16 protein-coding genes are annotated in these 15,100 nt (G+C 73.6%); 14 read left to right on the top strand and 2 right to left on the bottom strand.

All coding sequences use genetic code 11. The features are described 5' to 3' along the window. Window positions 1-79: 79 nt before the first annotated feature. Entirely contained in the window at window positions 80-685 is a 606-nt protein-coding gene (locus tag D7M15_RS01960) for a dihydrofolate reductase family protein (RefSeq protein WP_121515893.1), read from the bottom strand. 154 nt (window positions 686-839) lie between these two features. Between D7M15_RS01960 and argC the strand changes: the two genes are divergently transcribed. The 13 genes from argC to D7M15_RS01895 all read left to right on the top strand — a co-directional run bounded on the left by argC (window position 840) and on the right by D7M15_RS01895 (window position 12,799). Next, window positions 840-1,868, top strand: a complete 1,029-nt coding sequence (argC, locus tag D7M15_RS01955) for an N-acetyl-gamma-glutamyl-phosphate reductase (protein WP_121515892.1) — start codon at window positions 840-842, stop codon at window positions 1,866-1,868. Beyond that, window positions 1,865-3,016, top strand: coding sequence for a bifunctional glutamate N-acetyltransferase/amino-acid acetyltransferase ArgJ (gene argJ / locus D7M15_RS01950; protein WP_121515891.1), 1,152 nt, complete (start codon window positions 1,865-1,867; stop codon window positions 3,014-3,016). The genes argC and argJ overlap by 4 nt, the downstream gene beginning before the upstream one ends. Then, complete coding sequence (gene argB / locus D7M15_RS01945; RefSeq protein WP_121515890.1) at window positions 3,013-3,933, top strand: acetylglutamate kinase; 921 nt, start codon at window positions 3,013-3,015, stop codon at window positions 3,931-3,933. Before argJ ends, argB begins: the two co-directional genes overlap by 4 nt. Next, on the top strand, window positions 3,930-5,207 hold the full coding sequence (locus tag D7M15_RS01940) for an acetylornithine transaminase (RefSeq protein WP_121515889.1): 1,278 nt from the start codon (window positions 3,930-3,932) through the stop codon (window positions 5,205-5,207). The genes argB and D7M15_RS01940 overlap by 4 nt, the downstream gene beginning before the upstream one ends. A 13-nt stretch (window positions 5,208-5,220) precedes the next feature. Beyond that, window positions 5,221-5,748 carry an arginine repressor gene (locus D7M15_RS01935; protein WP_121515888.1) on the top strand — a complete coding sequence of 176 codons (528 nt, stop codon included), beginning with the start codon at window positions 5,221-5,223 and terminating at the stop codon, window positions 5,746-5,748. 64 nt (window positions 5,749-5,812) lie between these two features. Beyond that, window positions 5,813-6,214, top strand: coding sequence for a DUF488 family protein (locus D7M15_RS01930; RefSeq protein ID WP_121515887.1), 402 nt, complete (start codon window positions 5,813-5,815; stop codon window positions 6,212-6,214). A gap of 155 nt (window positions 6,215-6,369) precedes the next feature. Continuing rightward, window positions 6,370-7,566: an argininosuccinate synthase gene (locus D7M15_RS01925; protein WP_121515886.1), complete on the top strand. Its 1,197-nt coding sequence runs from the start codon at window positions 6,370-6,372 to the stop codon at window positions 7,564-7,566. Between the two features lie 148 nt (window positions 7,567-7,714). Continuing rightward, window positions 7,715-9,199, top strand: coding sequence for an argininosuccinate lyase (argH, locus tag D7M15_RS01920; protein WP_240649086.1), 1,485 nt, complete (start codon window positions 7,715-7,717; stop codon window positions 9,197-9,199). A 69-nt stretch (window positions 9,200-9,268) separates the two neighbouring features. Further along, a complete protein-coding gene (locus tag D7M15_RS01915; protein WP_121515885.1) occupies window positions 9,269-9,817 on the top strand; it encodes a TetR/AcrR family transcriptional regulator in 549 nt (182 codons plus the stop codon). Next, window positions 9,814-11,370 carry an MFS transporter gene (locus tag D7M15_RS01910; protein ID WP_121515884.1) on the top strand — a complete coding sequence of 519 codons (1,557 nt, stop codon included), beginning with the start codon at window positions 9,814-9,816 and terminating at the stop codon, window positions 11,368-11,370. Before D7M15_RS01915 ends, D7M15_RS01910 begins: the two co-directional genes overlap by 4 nt. Before the next feature lie 51 nt (window positions 11,371-11,421). After that, window positions 11,422-11,880, top strand: a complete 459-nt coding sequence (locus D7M15_RS01905; protein ID WP_121515883.1) for a phage holin family protein — start codon at window positions 11,422-11,424, stop codon at window positions 11,878-11,880. Continuing rightward, complete coding sequence (locus D7M15_RS01900) at window positions 11,877-12,527, top strand: DUF3618 domain-containing protein (RefSeq protein WP_121515882.1); 651 nt, start codon at window positions 11,877-11,879, stop codon at window positions 12,525-12,527. The genes D7M15_RS01905 and D7M15_RS01900 overlap by 4 nt, the downstream gene beginning before the upstream one ends. Then, window positions 12,524-12,799: a DUF4235 domain-containing protein gene (locus D7M15_RS01895; RefSeq protein WP_121515881.1), complete on the top strand. Its 276-nt coding sequence runs from the start codon at window positions 12,524-12,526 to the stop codon at window positions 12,797-12,799. The genes D7M15_RS01900 and D7M15_RS01895 overlap by 4 nt, the downstream gene beginning before the upstream one ends. Window positions 12,800-12,873: 74 nt before the next feature. Here the strand turns inward: D7M15_RS01895 and D7M15_RS01890 are convergent, their stop codons facing one another. Continuing rightward, the gene (locus tag D7M15_RS01890; RefSeq protein WP_121515880.1) at window positions 12,874-13,554 is read right to left on the bottom strand and encodes a lysophospholipid acyltransferase family protein; all 681 of its coding nucleotides are present in this window, start codon (window positions 13,552-13,554) and stop codon (window positions 12,874-12,876) included. A 269-nt stretch (window positions 13,555-13,823) separates the two neighbouring features. Between D7M15_RS01890 and D7M15_RS01885 the strand changes: the two genes are divergently transcribed. Beyond that, window positions 13,824-14,996, top strand: a complete 1,173-nt coding sequence (locus D7M15_RS01885; protein WP_121515879.1) for a glycerophosphodiester phosphodiesterase — start codon at window positions 13,824-13,826, stop codon at window positions 14,994-14,996. The last annotated feature ends 104 nt before the right edge of the window (window positions 14,997-15,100 follow it).

The raw sequence follows: 15,100 nt of genomic DNA, 5'->3' as shown, positions 1-15,100 counted from the left end.
CGCGTACGACGTACGAGCCGCGCCCGCTCCGGCCCGCGTTCCCCGGCCCCGTACCCGGCCCGGCGCGGCCGGGAGGAGGTCACGCGGGGGCGCCGAGCGGTGGGTGTTCCAGCACGCGGGGCGCGTACTCGACCAGCTGGATGCGGCCGTCGAAGCTGCGGTGCTCGGTCATGTCGAGGGCCAGGTCCGGATAGCCGTCGTAGACGCGTTCCGCGCCCGTGGCCCCGGTGATCACCGGGAACATCACGACCCGGAAGCGGTCGACCAGCCCCGCCCGCAGCAGTGAGCGGGCCAGGCTGAGGCTGCCGATCGTGCTGAGGAGCCCCGTCCCGTCCGCCTTCATGGCGCGGACCGTCTCGACGGCGTCGTCGCGTACGAGCGTGGAGTTGGCCCACGTCAACGGCCCTTCCAGGGAGGAGGAGAACACCACCTTCGCCGCCTGCGTCAGCTCGTCCACGGACGCCTCCTCCTCCGGCCTGAACTCGTCCTGGCCGTCGGGGACCTCGCCCGCGGCGAAGCCGGACATCAGGCGGTACGTGTGCGCGCCCATCAGGTACGTGACCTCGGGTTGCTCGTTGAGCCAGGCGAGGTACTCCGGGCCTTCGAGGCCCCAGAAACCGGGCCATCCCTCTCCCGAGGCGTAGCCGTCGAGGGAGGTGATGAAGTCCACGAGAAGCTCCGACATGGCGGTGTCCTTTCCAGAGGTGTCGGGTACTTGGACGCGCCACGGCCTCCGAACTCATCGGTCGGGCCCGTGTCCGGCGGGCCGCCGCCCGGGGCGATATTGCATAGAAGTGCATAGCTACGTATAGTCATGCCATCGACTGGGAGAGGACGCGATGGCAGTGCGCGCAGCGGTGGCGGGGGCGAGCGGCTATGCGGGGGGCGAGATCCTGCGGCTGCTGGCCGGGCACCCGGAGATCGAGATCGGCACCCTGACCGGCAACAGCAACGCGGGCGAACGGCTGGGCACCCTCCAACCGCACCTCGCCCCGCTCGCCGGGCGCGTACTGGAGGAGACGACCACCGCGGCCCTCCGCGGGCACGACGTGGTCTTCCTCGCCCTCCCGCACGGCAGATCCGCCGCCGTCGCGGAGGAGCTGGGCGACGACGTGCTCGTCGTCGACTGCGGCGCCGACTTCCGCCTCACCGACACCGCCGCCTGGGAGCGCTTCTACGACACCCCGTACGCCGGTAGCTGGCCGTACGGGCTGCCCGAACTCCCCGGCGCCCGCGCCGCGTTGCGCGGCACCCGGCGGATCGCCGTCCCCGGCTGCTACCCGACCGCCGTCTCGCTCGCGCTGTTCCCCGCGTACGCCGCCGCGCTCGTCGAGCCCGAGGCCGTGGTCGTCGCCGCCTCCGGCACGTCCGGCGCGGGCAAGGCGGCCAAGCCGCACCTGCTGGGCAGCGAGGTGATGGGCTCCATGAGCCCGTACGGCGTCGGCGGCACCCACCGGCACACCCCCGAGATCGCGCAGAACCTGTCGGCGGCGGCGGGTACCCCGGTGACCGTCTCCTTCACGCCGACGCTCGCCCCCATGCCGCGCGGCATCCTCGCCACCTGCACCGCGCGGGCCCGCCCCGGTACGACGGCGGAGGCGGTGCGCGCGACGTACGAGGAGGCGTTCCGGGACGAGCCGTTCGTGACCCTGCTGCCCGAGGGGCGGTGGCCCGCGACGGCCGCCGTGTACGGCTCGAACGCGGCGCTGCTCCAGGTCGCGTACGACGAGGCGGCCGCCCGCGTCGTCGTCGTCGCGGCGATCGACAACCTCACCAAGGGCACCGCGGGCGGCGCGGTGCAGAGCATGAACATCGCCCTCGGACTCCCCGAGGAGCTGGGACTTCCCACGATCGGAGTGGCACCGTGAGCGTGACGGCGGCGAAGGGGTTCACGGCGGCGGGCATCGCCGCCGGGATCAAGGAGAGCGGCGGACCGGACCTCGCCCTGGTCGTGAACCAGGGCCCGGGTCGCGCCGCCGCCGGTGTCTTCACCTCGAACCGGGTGAAGGCCGCCCCCGTCCTCTGGTCCGAACAGGTCGTCAAGGGCGGCCAGGTGACCTGCGTCGTCCTCAACTCCGGTGGCGCCAACGCCTGTACGGGCCCCGCCGGTTTCCAGGACACCCACGCCACCGCCGAACGCGCCGCCGAGGTGCTCGGCCACAGCGCGGGCGAGGTCGCGGTGGCCTCCACCGGGCTGATCGGGCTGCGGCTGCCGATGGACGCGCTGCTGACCGGCATCGGTACGGCGGCGGAGCAGCTGTCCGCCGACGGCGGTGAGCGGGCGGCCGTCGCCATCAAGACCACCGACAGCGTGCACAAGACCGCCGTCGCCGTACGGGACGGCTGGACCGTCGGCGGCATGGCCAAGGGCGCGGGCATGCTCGCCCCCGGCCTGGCCACGATGCTGTCCGTCCTCACCACCGACGCCGACGTGGACGCCGCCGAACTGGACGCGGCGCTGCGCGCGGCGACCCGTACGACCTTCGACCGCGCCGACTCCGACGGCTGCATGTCCACCAACGACACCGTGCTGCTCCTCGCCTCCGGCGCGTCCGGCGCGCGGCCCGACCGGGAGGAGTTCGCGGAGGCCGTACGGGAGGTCTGCGCCGATCTGGCGCGGCAACTGATCGCGGACGCGGAGGGCGCCAGCAAGGACATCCGGATCGAGGTGACGGGCGCGGCCAGCGAGGACGACGCGGTGGAGGTCGGCCGTTCCGTCGCCCGCAACAACCTCCTCAAGTGCGCCCTGCACGGCGAGGACCCCAACTGGGGCCGGGTGCTGTCCGCCATCGGCACCACCTCCGCCGCCTTCGAGCCGGACCGGCTGAACGTCGCCATCAACGGCGTCTGGGTCTGCCGCGGCGGCTCCGTCGGGGACGACCGCGACCTGGTCGACATGCGCGGCCGCGAGATCACCGTCACCGCGGACCTGGCGGCGGGCGACGCGTCGGCGGTGATCTGGACGAACGACCTCACCGCGGACTACGTCCACGAGAACAGCGCGTACTCGTCATGACGGCCCGCAAGCACACCGCGCTGCCGAAGGCGCGCACCCTCATCGAGGCGCTGCCGTGGCTGACGCGGCACCACGGGAAGACGGTCGTCATCAAGTTCGGCGGCAACGCCATGGTGGACGACGAGCTGAAGGCGGCCTTCGCGCAGGACGTCGTCTTCCTGCGGCACGCCGGGCTGCGGCCCGTCGTCGTGCACGGCGGCGGCCCGCAGATCAGCGCCCAACTGGACAGGCTGGGCCTGGAGTCGGAGTTCCGGGCGGGCCTGCGGGTGACGACGCCGGAGGCGATGGACGTCGTACGGATGGTCCTCGCCGGTCAGGTGCAGCGCGAGCTGGTCGGGCTGCTCAACCGGCACGGGCCGTTCGCCGTCGGGCTGACCGGCGAGGACGCGCACACCATGACGGCGACGAAACGCTGGGCCGACATCGACGGGGAACGGGTCGACCTCGGCCGGGTCGGTGACATCACCGGCATCGACACGGGCGCCGTCGAGGCGCTGCTGGACGACGGCCGCATCCCGGTCGTCTCGTCCATCGCCCGCAGCACCGACGACCACCACGTGTACAACGTCAACGCCGACACCGCCGCCGCCGCGCTGGCCGCCGCGCTCGGCGCGGAGACGCTGGTGGTGCTGACCGACGTCGAGGGGCTGTACGCGGACTGGCCGCACAGCGACGACGTCATCAGCCAGCTCACCGCGAGCCGCCTGGAGAAGCTGCTGCCCGACCTGGCCAGCGGCATGGTCCCGAAGATGGAGGGCTGCCTCCACGCGGTGCGCAACGGTGTCCGCACGGCACGCGTGCTGGACGGCCGCGTGCCGCACTCCATCCTGCTGGAGATCTTCACCGACGAGGGCATCGGCACGATGGTCGTGCCGGACCCCGTGACCGCACCCGACGAGGGGGAGCAGACGGCATGAGCGGCAGCACGGACACGTACGAGGAGACGGGCGCGTACGGGCGGACCGGCACGGCGGAGGGTACCGACGCGGGCGCGCCCGGCGGCAACGCCGCGCTCACCCGCCGCTGGCAGGGCGCCCTGATGGACAACTACGGCACCCCGCGCGTCCCCCTCGTCCGCGGCGAGGGCGCCCGCGTCTGGGACGCGGACGGGCGCGCGTACCTCGACTTCGTCGGCGGCATCGCCGTCAACTCCCTCGGCACCGCGCACCCGGCGGTCGTCCGGGCCGTCTCCGACCAGATCGCGCGGCTCGGCCACGTGTCGAACCTCTTCACCGCCGAGCCGACCGTCGCCCTCGCCGAGCGGCTCCTCGTCCTGCTCGGCCCGGACCGGTACGGGCGCGTGTACTTCGCCAACTCCGGCGCGGAGGCGTCGGAGGCGGCGTTCAAGATCGGGCGCCGCACCGGCCGTACGCACACGGTCGCCACCCGCGGCGGCTTCCACGGCCGCACCATGGGCGCGCTCGCGCTCACCGGGCAGCCCGCCAAGCAGGAGCCGTTCCGGCCGCTGCCCGGCGACGTGGAGCACGTCCCGTACGGCGACGTGGCCGCCCTCCGCGCGGCCGTCACCGAGGAGACGGCGCTGCTGGTCGTCGAGCCGGTGCAGGGCGAAGCGGGCGTCGTCGTACCGCCGGAGGGCTACCTCGCCGCCGCGCGCGAGATCACCCGCGCCACCGGCACGCTGCTCGTCGTGGACGAGGTGCAGACGGGCATCGGCCGTACCGGCCACTGGTCCGAGTGCCGCGCGCAGGGCGTCGAACCGGACGTGCTCACCCTCGCCAAGGGCCTCGGCGGCGGCCTGCCCATCGGCGCGACCCTCGCGTTCGGTCCCGCCGCCGACCTGCTCACCCCCGGACAGCACGGCTCCACCTTCGGCGGGAACCCGGTCGCGTGCGCCGCGGCGCTAGCGGTCCTCGACACCATCGAGGAGGAGGACCTGCTCGCGCACGTACGCCGGGTCGGCGCCCGGCTCCGCGACGCGATCACCGCGCTGGACCACCCGCTGGTCGAACAGGTCCGCGGGGCCGGGCTGCTGCTCGGTATCGTGCTCACCGAGTCCGTCGCACCCAACGTGCAACAGGCTGCACAGGACGCGGGTTTCCTGGTGAACGCGGTCGCTCCGGACGTCATCCGGCTCGCCCCGCCGCTCATCCTCGGTGAGGCCGAGGCGGACGCGCTCACCGCGGCGCTCCCCGCCGTCCTGGACGCGGCCGGCGGAGCCCGACGAGCCTAAGAGGAAACGGACGATGAGCGAGGAGCAGCACAGCGGACAGGCCGTGCCCCAGACGCGTACGGCACGGCACCGGCGGATCGTGGACATCCTCAACCGCCAACCGGTCCGTTCCCAGAGCCAACTGGCCAAGCTGCTCGCGGACGACGAGCTGACCGTCACCCAGGCGACGCTCTCCCGGGACCTCGACGAACTGGGCGCGGTGAAGATCCGCAACGCGGTCGGCGAGCTGATCTACGCCGTACCGGGCGAGGGCGGCGACCGTACGCCCCGCGCGCCGCTCGGCGAGTCCGCGAGCGAGGCCAGGATGGCGCGGCTCTCCGGGGAGCTGCTGATCTCGGCGGAGGCGTCCGCGAACCTGGTGGTGCTCCGTACGCCGCCGGGCGCCGCGCAGTTCCTGGCGTCGGCCATCGACCAGGCGGGCGTGCACGAGATCATCGGCACCATCGCCGGGGACGACACGCTGCTGCTGATCAGCCGCGACCCCACGGGCGGCCAGGCCCTCGCGGAACACCTGCTCCAGCTGGCGCAGAAGGCCCGGTAGCCACCGGAGTCCCGCCCGTCGCGCGCGGTTGGCGGTGGCGGGGCGGGCGGTCCACGCTGGAGGCATGGCCTCGCGCGAAGGTGGCGGCCCGCGTCCCGACGTACGGGTGCGGCGCGTCCACGACCCGCCCGAGGACGGCGGCGGCGCCCGCGTCCTCGTCGACCGGCTCTGGCCGCGCGGCATGGCGAAGGACCGCGCGCGGCTCGACGCGTGGCTGCGGGAGGTGGCGCCCTCGCCCGAGCTGCGCCGCTGGTACGGGCACGACCCGGCGCGCTTCGAGGAGTTCTCCGCGCGCTACCGCGCGGAACTCGACGGGCGGGACGGCGCCCCGCCGGAGGCGGCCGAGGCACTGGAGCGGTTGCGCGCGTGCGCCGCGGAGGGGCCGCTCACCCTGCTGACCGCCACCCGGGACACCGACCGCGGCCACGTGGCGGTCCTCGCGGACCTCCTCACCCGGCGCCCCTGACCGGCGCGCCCGTACGACCCGCGCGTGCGCGCCCGTACGGCTCCCGCGTGCGCGCCCGTACGGCCCGGCACGTGTCCGTGCGCGGGGCGTTTGACGCGCCATACGCACGAGTGCATACTTATACCTATCAGCGCATGCTTCAGAAGGAGAACCCCGTGACCGAGCGCGTCGTACTCGCCTACTCCGGCGGTCTGGACACATCCGTCTGCATCGGCTGGATCGCCGAGGAGACCGGGGCCGAGGTCGTCGCCGTCGCCGTGGACGTCGGCCAGGGCGGCGAGGACCTGGACGTCATCCGCAAGCGTGCGCTGGCCTGTGGCGCGGTCGAGGCCGAGGTCGCGGACGCCAAGGACGAGTTCGCGGAGGAGTACTGCCTCCCCGCGATCAAGGCCAACGCCCTCTACATGGACCGGTACCCGCTGGTCTCCGCCCTCTCCCGGCCGACGATCGTCAAGCACCTCGTCGCCGCCGCCCGCAAGCACGGCGCCGGCACCGTCGCCCACGGCTGTACGGGCAAGGGCAACGACCAGGTCCGGTTCGAGGCGGGCATCGCCTCCCTCGCCCCCGACCTGACGTGCATCGCCCCCGTCCGCGACTACGCCATGACGCGGGACAAGGCCATCGCCTTCTGCGAGGAGAAGGGCCTGCCGATCGCGACGTCCAAGAAGTCGCCGTACTCCATCGACCAGAACGTCTTCGGTCGCGCCGTCGAGACGGGCTTCCTGGAGGACATCTGGAACGGTCCGATCGAGGACGTCTACGAGTACACGCAGAACCCGGCCACCCCGCGTGAGGCCGACGAGGTCGTCGTCACCTTCGAGAAGGGTGTCCCCGTCGCCCTCGACGGCCGCCCCGTCAGCGTCCTCCAGGCCATCCAGCAGCTCAACGAGCGGGCGGGCGCACAGGGCGTCGGCCGGATCGACATGGTCGAGGACCGGCTCGTGGGCATCAAGTCCCGGGAGATCTACGAGTCGCCCGGCGGCATCGCCCTGATCGCCGCGCACCAGGAGCTGGAGAGCGTCACCGTCGAGCGCGAACTCGCCCGCTACAAGCGGCAGGTCGAGCAGCGGTGGACCGAACTCGTCTACGACGGCATGTGGTTCTCGCCCCTCAAGCGCGCCCTGGACGGCTTCATCGACGAGGCGAACGAGCACGTCAGCGGCGAGATCCGGATGACCCTCCACGGTGGCCGCGCCGTCGTCACCGGTCGCCGGTCCGACAGCTCCCTCTACGACTTCAACCTGGCGACGTACGACAGCGGCGACACGTTCGACCAGTCCATGTCGAAGGGCTTCATCGAGATCTTCGGCATGTCGTCGAAGATCGCCGCGAAGCGGGACCAGGCGCAGTAGTGTTCGCCCCGCGAACGGGCCCGCAGGGCACCGCCGTCACGCCTCCCCGCGACGCACCGCGCCGCCGGGGAGGCGGCCCTTTTCCCGCACCCCATTCCTTCCCGCACCATTCCCTTCTTCCCCACGCCAGCGAGGAGCAGCGCAAGCGATGAGCAACGGACCGCAGCAGGGCACGGCCGCCGCAGAGGGCCCCGACGGCGCCGGGGCCGGGGACGGCCAGGACGTACGGCTGTGGGGCGGCCGGTTCGCGGACGGCCCGTCCGAGGCGCTGGCCCGCCTGTCCGCCTCGGTGCACTTCGACTGGCGGCTGGCCCCGTACGACATCGCGGGCTCCCGCGCCCACGCCCGCGTGCTGCACACCGCCGGTCTGCTCACCGCGGACGAACTGGCGCGGATGCTCGACGGGTTGGACCGGCTGGAGGCGGACGTCGCCGACGGCACGTTCACCGGCACCGTCGCCGACGAGGACGTGCACACCGCCCTCGAACGCGGCCTGCTGGAGCGCCTCGGCCTCGAACTCGGCGGCAAGCTGCGCGCGGGCCGGTCCCGCAACGACCAGGTGGCGACCCTCTTCCGGATGTACCTGCGGGACCACGCCCGGATCCTCGGCGGCCTCCTCGCGGACCTCCAGGAGGCCCTGGCCGGACTCGCCCGCGCCCACGGCGACGTGGCCATGCCGGGCCGTACGCACCTCCAGCACGCCCAGCCCGTCCTCTTCGCGCACCACGTCCTCGCCCACGCGCAGGCCCTCTCCCGCGACGCGGAACGGCTGCGGCAGTGGGACGAGCGCACGGCCGTCTCGCCGTACGGGTCCGGGGCGCTCGCCGGTTCCTCGCTCGGGCTGGACCCGGAGGCCGTCGCGCGGGAGCTGGGCTTCGGGCGGGGCTCCGCGGCCAACTCCATCGACGGGACGGCGGCGCGGGACTTCGTCGCGGAGTTCGCGTTCATCACGGCGATGGTGGGCGTGGACGTGTCGAAGCTGGCGGAGGAGATCATCATCTGGAACACGAAGGAGTTCTCCTTCGTGACCCTCCACGACGCGTTCTCCACCGGCTCGTCGATCATGCCGCAGAAGAAGAACCCGGACATCGCCGAGCTGGCGCGCGGCAAGTCGGGCCGCCTCATCGGCAACCTCACCGGCCTGCTCGCCACCCTCAAGGCGCTGCCGCTCGCGTACAACCGCGACCTCCAGGAGGACAAGGAGCCGGTGTTCGACTCCTGCGACCAACTGGAGGTGCTGCTGCCCGCGTTCACCGGCATGGTCGCGACGCTCACCGTCAACCGGGAGCGGATGGAGGAGCTGGCCCCGGCCGGGTTCTCGCTCGCCACGGACGTGGCGGAGTGGCTGGTGAAGCGGGGTGTCCCGTTCCGCGACGCGCACGAGATCGCGGGGGAGTGCGTGAAGGTCTGCGAGGCGGGCGGCATCGAGCTGGACCAGCTGACCGACGAGCAGTTCGCGAAGATCTCGCCGCATCTGACGCCCGAGGTGCGCGCCGTGCTCGACGTGCACGGCGCGCTGGCCGCGCGCGACGGGCGCGGCGGCACCGCGCCGTCGGCCGTCGCCGTGCAGCTGGCGGAGGTCACGGCCGACCTGGTGCGGCAGCGGGAGTGGGCGGACGCGGCGACGCGGTGACCGTACGGCCCGTGAGGCGGGAGTGGCCCGACTGAGACGTTCATGTCTCACCTGGGTTACTCTCGTCTCATGAGCGACCGACACGACGCCGTCCTGCACGCCGCCGCGCGCCAGCTGACCCGTAAGCCCACCTCCTCGATGGACGAGATCGCGCGCGCGGCGGGCATCAGCCGCGCCACCCTGCACCGCCGCTTCGCCGGGCGGGACGCGCTCGTACGGTCGCTGGAGGAGCTGGGCCTGCGGCAGTTCGCCGAGGCACTGGACGCGGCCCGGCCCGACGAGGGCGACCCCGTCGAGGCGCTGCGCCGCGTACTGACCGAAGCCCGGCCCCTCGCGGGCTTCCTCGGCTTCCTCATCACCGAGAACCAGCTGTTCGAGCCCGACGGCGTGAACGAGGGCTGGGCGCGCGTCGACGAGCGGATCGACGCGCTGTTCCGGCGCGGCCAGGAGGCGGGCGCCTTCCGGCTCGACCTCACCTCGGCCTGGCTCACCGACGCCCTCTACGCCCTCCTCTCCGCCTCCGCGTGGTCCGTGCAGGAGGGCCGGACCGCCGCCCGCGACGCTGGCCGCATGACCGCCGAACTGCTGCTCGGCGGCGCCCTGCGGAGCCCGGAGTGACCGGCGCCGCACCCGGCGCGGCCCCGGCCGCCGCGCCCGCGCCACCCGCCCAGCAGCGCTGGCTCGCGCTCTCCGTACTGGTGCTGGCGGTCCTGCTGGTCGGCGTGGACGCCACCGTCCTCGGCCTGGCCACCCCGTACCTCAGCGAGGACCTGCGCCCCTCCGGCACGCAGCTGCTGTGGATCGGGGACGTCTACTCGTTCGTCATCGCGGGCCTGCTCGTCTCCATGGGCTCCCTCGGTGACCGCGTCGGTCGCAAACGGCTGCTGCTCACCGGCTCGGTCGCTTTCGGCGCGGTGTCCGCCCTGACCGCGTACGCGCACAGCGCCGAGGCCATGATCGTGTGGCGGGCCCTGCTCGGCGTCGCGGGCGCGACCCTGATGCCCGCCACCCTCGCGCTCATCCGGAACCTCTTCCCCGACCCGCGTGAACGCAGCCTCGCCGTCGGCGTCTGGGGTGCCACCGCCTCGGCCGGGGCCGCCGTGGGGCCCGTGCTCGGCGGGCTGCTGCTGGAGCACTTCTGGTGGGGCTCCGTCTTCCTGATCAACCTCCCCGTCATGGCGGTCCTCGTGGTCGTCGGCGCCCGCCTGCTGCCGGAGTCCCGCACCCCGCACCCCGGCCCGTGGGACCTGCCGAGCGTGCTGCTGTCCATGACCGGCCTCGTCGCCGCCGTCTACGCCGTGAAGGAGACCGCCGTCCACGGCCCCGGCCCGGTGACGGCCGCCGCGGCGGCCGTGGGCGCGGGCGCGCTCACCGCGTTCGTACGGCGCCAACTCCGACTGTCCTCACCCCTGTTGGACATGCGCCTCTTCCGGCACCGCGGGTTCTCCGGCGCGGTCCTCGCGGACCTGCTGACGATCCTCGGGCTGTCCGGGCTGGTGTTCTTCCTCTCCCAGTTCCTCCAGATGGTGCAGCAGCGCACGCCCCTCCAGGCCGGGCTGGCCGAACTGCCCGCCGCGCTGGGCGCGATCGCCGCGGGTCTGGCCGCGGGCCGGGTGGCCCGCCGTACGTCCGTGCGCGGCGCCGTCTGCGGCGGTCTGGCCGCCGTCGGGCTGGCGCTGGCCGGGTGCCTGCTGCTGGACGTGTCGGCGAGCTACTGGCTGCTCGGCCCGCTGCTGCTGGTCCTCGGCGCCGGTGCCGGGCTGTCGTTCACGGTGACGGCCGACGTGATCCTCTCCAGCGTCCCCGAGGAGCAGGCGGGCGCCGCCTCGGCCGTGTCCGAGACGGCGTACGAGCTGGGGGCCGCGCTCGGCATCGCGCTGCTCGGCTCCGTCGTCACCGGCCTCTACCGCGGCTTCGCCACCCCCGCCGGGGTCCCCGAGGCCGCCGCCGACGAGGCCCGCGAGTCGCTGGGCGGCGCGGTCGAGGCGGCCCACGGCGTACCGGGCGCGGAGGGCGAGGCCCTCCTGGGCGCCGCCCGCGAGACGTTCACCGAAGGGCTGCGCGCCGGTGCGGGCGTGGGCGCGGCCGTGCTGCTCGCCGCGGCGGCCCTGTCCTGGCGGCTGCTGCGCGGGCAGCGGCTCGCGGACACCGCGGAGAACCCGGGGGAATGACCCGGCGGCTCCGGGGAACGCGGTCGGTCGGAGCGGAAGGGAGGCACCCGCATGACCGGAGCGGAGAAGCACACGGCGGCGCTGGTGGCGGATCGCGGTACGGGCCGCGCGCACGGCGGCGGGGACGCCGAGGCGTCCGTCGGTGAGCTGGTGGCCCGGGCGTCGGAGCAGCTCTCCGAGATCGTCCGCGGCGAGATGCAGCTCGCGCAGGCCGAGATGAAGGAGAAGGGCAAGCGGGCCGGGCTGGGTGCCGGCATGTTCGGCGGCGCCGGACTGGCCGCCTTCCTGGCGCTCCAGGCGCTGGTGGGCGCGGCCGTGGCGGCGCTCGCGCTGCACCTGCCGGTCTGGGCGTCCGCGCTGATCGTCGGAGTGGTGCTGCTGCTGGTGGCGGCTGTGCTCTCCCTGGTCGGCAAGAAGGAGTTCGGACAGGCCACCCCGCCCGCGCCGGAACAGACCATCGACAGTGTGAAAGCCGACGTACAGGCGATCAAGGAAGGGGCCCATCGATGACCCGCGAAGCCAAGGCGGACAGCCGGGCCAACAGCCCGCAGGAGCTGAGGGCCCAGGTGGAGCACGCCCGTGAGGAACTGGCCGACACGGTCTCGGAGCTGGCCCGCAAGGCGGACGTCAAGGCGACGGCCAAGGAGAAGACGGCGCGCCTCAGGGCGCGGGCCCGCGACGGCCGGGACGGCGTGCTGAAGGCGCTGCCCACCGACCGCCTGCCCGGCTCCGCCGGACGCACCGGCACCGCGCACGCGGACGGTACGACCGGGGAGGGTCCGGACGACGCCCCGCGCGACGGGGACGTGGCCGGCACGACCGAGCAGGTGCGCCCGCGCGCCGGTCAGTGGGCCGGGCTCGCGGCGGCGGTGGGCGCCGCCGTGGCGGCCGTCCTCCTCGTAAGGAAGCGGCGCGCCGCCCAGGTCGGCCGCAGGATCGGCCCGATCGACACCCGCCCCGTGCACACCGCCGCGTCCACGGCCAGGGCCAAGGCGGCGAAGGCGCGGAGCAAGGCGGCCAAGACGCGGGCCAAGGGCCACACGAAGGCCGCCGCGAAGCAGCTGAAGGCCGCACGGAAGCAGGCGCGACGGGTCGCCGGACGACGCGGACCCGTGGAGCGTACGGCGCGGCGCGTACGGGCGGTCGGTAAGCGATGAGCGGCAGCGGCGGAGCATACGCGTACAAGGCCGTCAGCGCGGTGGCGCTGCTCAGCAGCGGTGTCGTGGCGGGCACCCTGCTCCAGAAGGCGTGGCAGGCCGCGACGTCCGGGAAGGACGGGGCGCCCGACCCCGGTGACGAGGACCGTCGGCTGTACGAGATCCTCGCCGTCGCCGCCGTGCAGGGCGCTCTCACCGGCGTCCTCCGGGCGGCGCTCACCCGTGGCGGCGCCGTCGGCGTCCGCCGGGTGACCGGCGACTGGCCCGCCTGACCGCAGCACCGCACGACACGACGGAGCCGCCGGACCCGGGAGGGTCCGGCGGCTCCGCAGTGTCCGCCGCGCGGTTACGCCGCCTTCGCCTTCGTGGCGTACATGTCCACGTACTCCTGCCCTGACAGCCGCATCACGTCGCTCATCACCTCGTCGGTCACCGCCCGCAGCACGTACCGGTCGCGGTCCATGCCCTCGTAGCGGGAGAAGTCCAGCGGCTCACCGAACCGCACCGAGATGCGGTGGCTGCGCCCGAAGCGCGGCAGACCGCGCCCGCCGGGCTGCACCTCGTCGGTGCCGATCATCGCGAACGGCACCACCGGCGCGCCCGTCATCAGCGCGAGCCGCGCGATGCCCGTACGGCCCCGGTACAGGCGGCCGTCGGGGGAGCGGGTGCCCTCCGGGTAGATGCCGAAGACCTTGCCCTCGTCCAGCACGCGACGGCCCGTCATCAGCGCGGCCACACCGCCGCGTCCGCCGTCGCGGTCCACGGGGATCATGCCGACACCGGTGAAGAACCACGCCATCAGACGGCCCTTCACGCCCTTGCTGGTCACGTACTCGTCCTTGCCGATGAAGAACACCTGACGCCCGGCGACCATCGGCAGGATCACCGAGTCGATGAACGTCAGATGGTTGCCCGCGAGGATCACCGGCCCCGTACGCGGAATGTGGTCCGCCCCGTCGACCCGCGGGCGGAACAGCACGCGCAGCAGCGAGCCGAACAATGCCTTGATCAACAGAAAACGGGACAACTGACCCTCCGTCGTAGCTGGTCGAACGCGCGCCTGCGCAGGTGAGGACGATACTCGCCGGTCCACGGGTGCCCCCACGGCGGGTGTTTCGCACCTCTTGCACGGAACGAGTGTCCTTCACGTGTGTTTCTCCCATGTTCCGCCCGGTGTCTCCCACAGGAAAGGCCCGCGCACCTACGATCGGCGCGTCGTCTTTCAGGCGCGGGCCCGTCCGGGCCGGTCCGGTGGACCCGCGTCGGCGGGCCCACGCCACGAGCTGAGGAGTACGCATGGCACAGGAGCAGCGGCCGGGCCGCAGAACGCTGTTGGGCGCGGCGGCGGCGCTGGGCGCGGGAGCGGCGGCGCTCGGCCCGGCGGGCGCGGCGCGCGCGGCGGACCGTACGGGGACCCGGGCAGGGGCGGCCGACTCGGAGGCGTCCGCCCGTACGCGCCTGCCGGTACCGGCTGTCGTCGCGCACCGCGGTGCCAGCGGCTACCGGCCGGAGCACACGCTCGGCTCGTACGAACTCGCCCTCGCCATGGGCGCCGACATCATCGAGCAGGACCTCGTCCCGACGAAGGACGGCCACCTCGTCTGCCGCCACGAGAACGACATCACCGGCACGACGGACGTCGCGGACCACCCCGAGTTCGCCGCCCGGAAGACCACCAAGAAGGTCGACGGGATCGACCTCACGGGCTGGTTCAGCGAGGACTTCACCCTCGCGGAGCTGAAGACCCTCCGCGCCGTGGAGCGGCTGCCGAAGGAGCGCCAGCGCAACACGGTCTACGACGGCCGCTGGGAGATCCCCACCTTCGAGGAGGTGCTGCGCTGGGCCGACCGAAAGGGCCGCGAGCGGGGCCGCCCGGTGTGGCTGCACATCGAGACCAAGCACCCCAGCTACTTCCGCGGCCTCGGCCTCGGCCTGGAGAAGCCGCTGGCCCGGCTGCTGCGCAAGTACGGCCGCGACCGCGCGCACGCGCCGAACTTCGTGCAGTCCTTCGAGCCCGGCAGCATCGAGCGGCTGAGCCGCCTCGTCGACTGCCCCGGCGTCGTCCTGCTGGACGCCGCCGACACCCGGCCGTGGGACTTCGTCGAGGCGGGCGACCCGCGCACCGTCGCGGACCTGGTCAAGCCCGAGGGGCTCGCCTGGATGGCGCGCTTCGCGAAGGGCATCGGGCCGACCCTCGACCTGATCATCCCGAGGAACGCGGACGGCAGCCTCGGTGAACCGACCACCCTGGTGCGCGACGCCCACGCGAAGCACCTGGTGCTGCACCCGTACACGATGCGGAACGAGAACACGTTCCTGCCGCTGGACTTCCGCCGCGGCAGCGACCCGTACGCCTACGGGGACGTCTTCGGCGCGCTGCGCACGTGGTTCGCGACGGGCATCGACGCGATCTTCTCCGACAACCCGGACACGGCGCTGCTCGCCGCGGCCGACTTCCGCGCGCGCTGACGCCCGGCCCCGCGCGCGCCCCTGACGCGCGCACCTGACGTGTGCCCCGCGCGTGCCGGGCGTCCTCCACGGGCGCCCGGCACGCGCGTACGGCGGTCACGGCC

The sequence above is a fragment of the Streptomyces sp. Z26 genome (assembly GCF_003665095.1).
GTDB lineage: Bacteria > Actinomycetota > Actinomycetes > Streptomycetales > Streptomycetaceae > Streptomyces > Streptomyces phytohabitans.
Note: the sequence above shows the minus strand (reverse complement) of the source record. Positions and strands in the feature narration are given on the sequence as shown.

What these genes read in the sequence shown, in the direction of transcription:
- D7M15_RS01960 (WP_121515893.1), bottom strand. Translation starts at nt 685, where the DNA reads ATGTCGGAGCTTCTCGTGGACTTCATCACCTCCCTCGACGGCTACGCC.
- argC (WP_121515892.1), top strand. Translation starts at nt 840, where the DNA reads ATGGCAGTGCGCGCAGCGGTGGCGGGGGCGAGCGGCTATGCGGGGGGC.
- argB (WP_121515890.1), top strand. Translation starts at nt 3,013, where the DNA reads ATGACGGCCCGCAAGCACACCGCGCTGCCGAAGGCGCGCACCCTCATC.
- D7M15_RS01940 (WP_121515889.1), top strand. Translation starts at nt 3,930, where the DNA reads ATGAGCGGCAGCACGGACACGTACGAGGAGACGGGCGCGTACGGGCGG.
- D7M15_RS01935 (WP_121515888.1), top strand. Translation starts at nt 5,221, where the DNA reads ATGAGCGAGGAGCAGCACAGCGGACAGGCCGTGCCCCAGACGCGTACG.
- D7M15_RS01930 (WP_121515887.1), top strand. Translation starts at nt 5,813, where the DNA reads ATGGCCTCGCGCGAAGGTGGCGGCCCGCGTCCCGACGTACGGGTGCGG.
- argH (WP_240649086.1), top strand. Translation starts at nt 7,715, where the DNA reads ATGAGCAACGGACCGCAGCAGGGCACGGCCGCCGCAGAGGGCCCCGAC.
- D7M15_RS01915 (WP_121515885.1), top strand. Translation starts at nt 9,269, where the DNA reads ATGAGCGACCGACACGACGCCGTCCTGCACGCCGCCGCGCGCCAGCTG.
- D7M15_RS01905 (WP_121515883.1), top strand. Translation starts at nt 11,422, where the DNA reads ATGACCGGAGCGGAGAAGCACACGGCGGCGCTGGTGGCGGATCGCGGT.
- D7M15_RS01900 (WP_121515882.1), top strand. Translation starts at nt 11,877, where the DNA reads ATGACCCGCGAAGCCAAGGCGGACAGCCGGGCCAACAGCCCGCAGGAG.
- D7M15_RS01895 (WP_121515881.1), top strand. Translation starts at nt 12,524, where the DNA reads ATGAGCGGCAGCGGCGGAGCATACGCGTACAAGGCCGTCAGCGCGGTG.
- D7M15_RS01885 (WP_121515879.1), top strand. Translation starts at nt 13,824, where the DNA reads ATGGCACAGGAGCAGCGGCCGGGCCGCAGAACGCTGTTGGGCGCGGCG.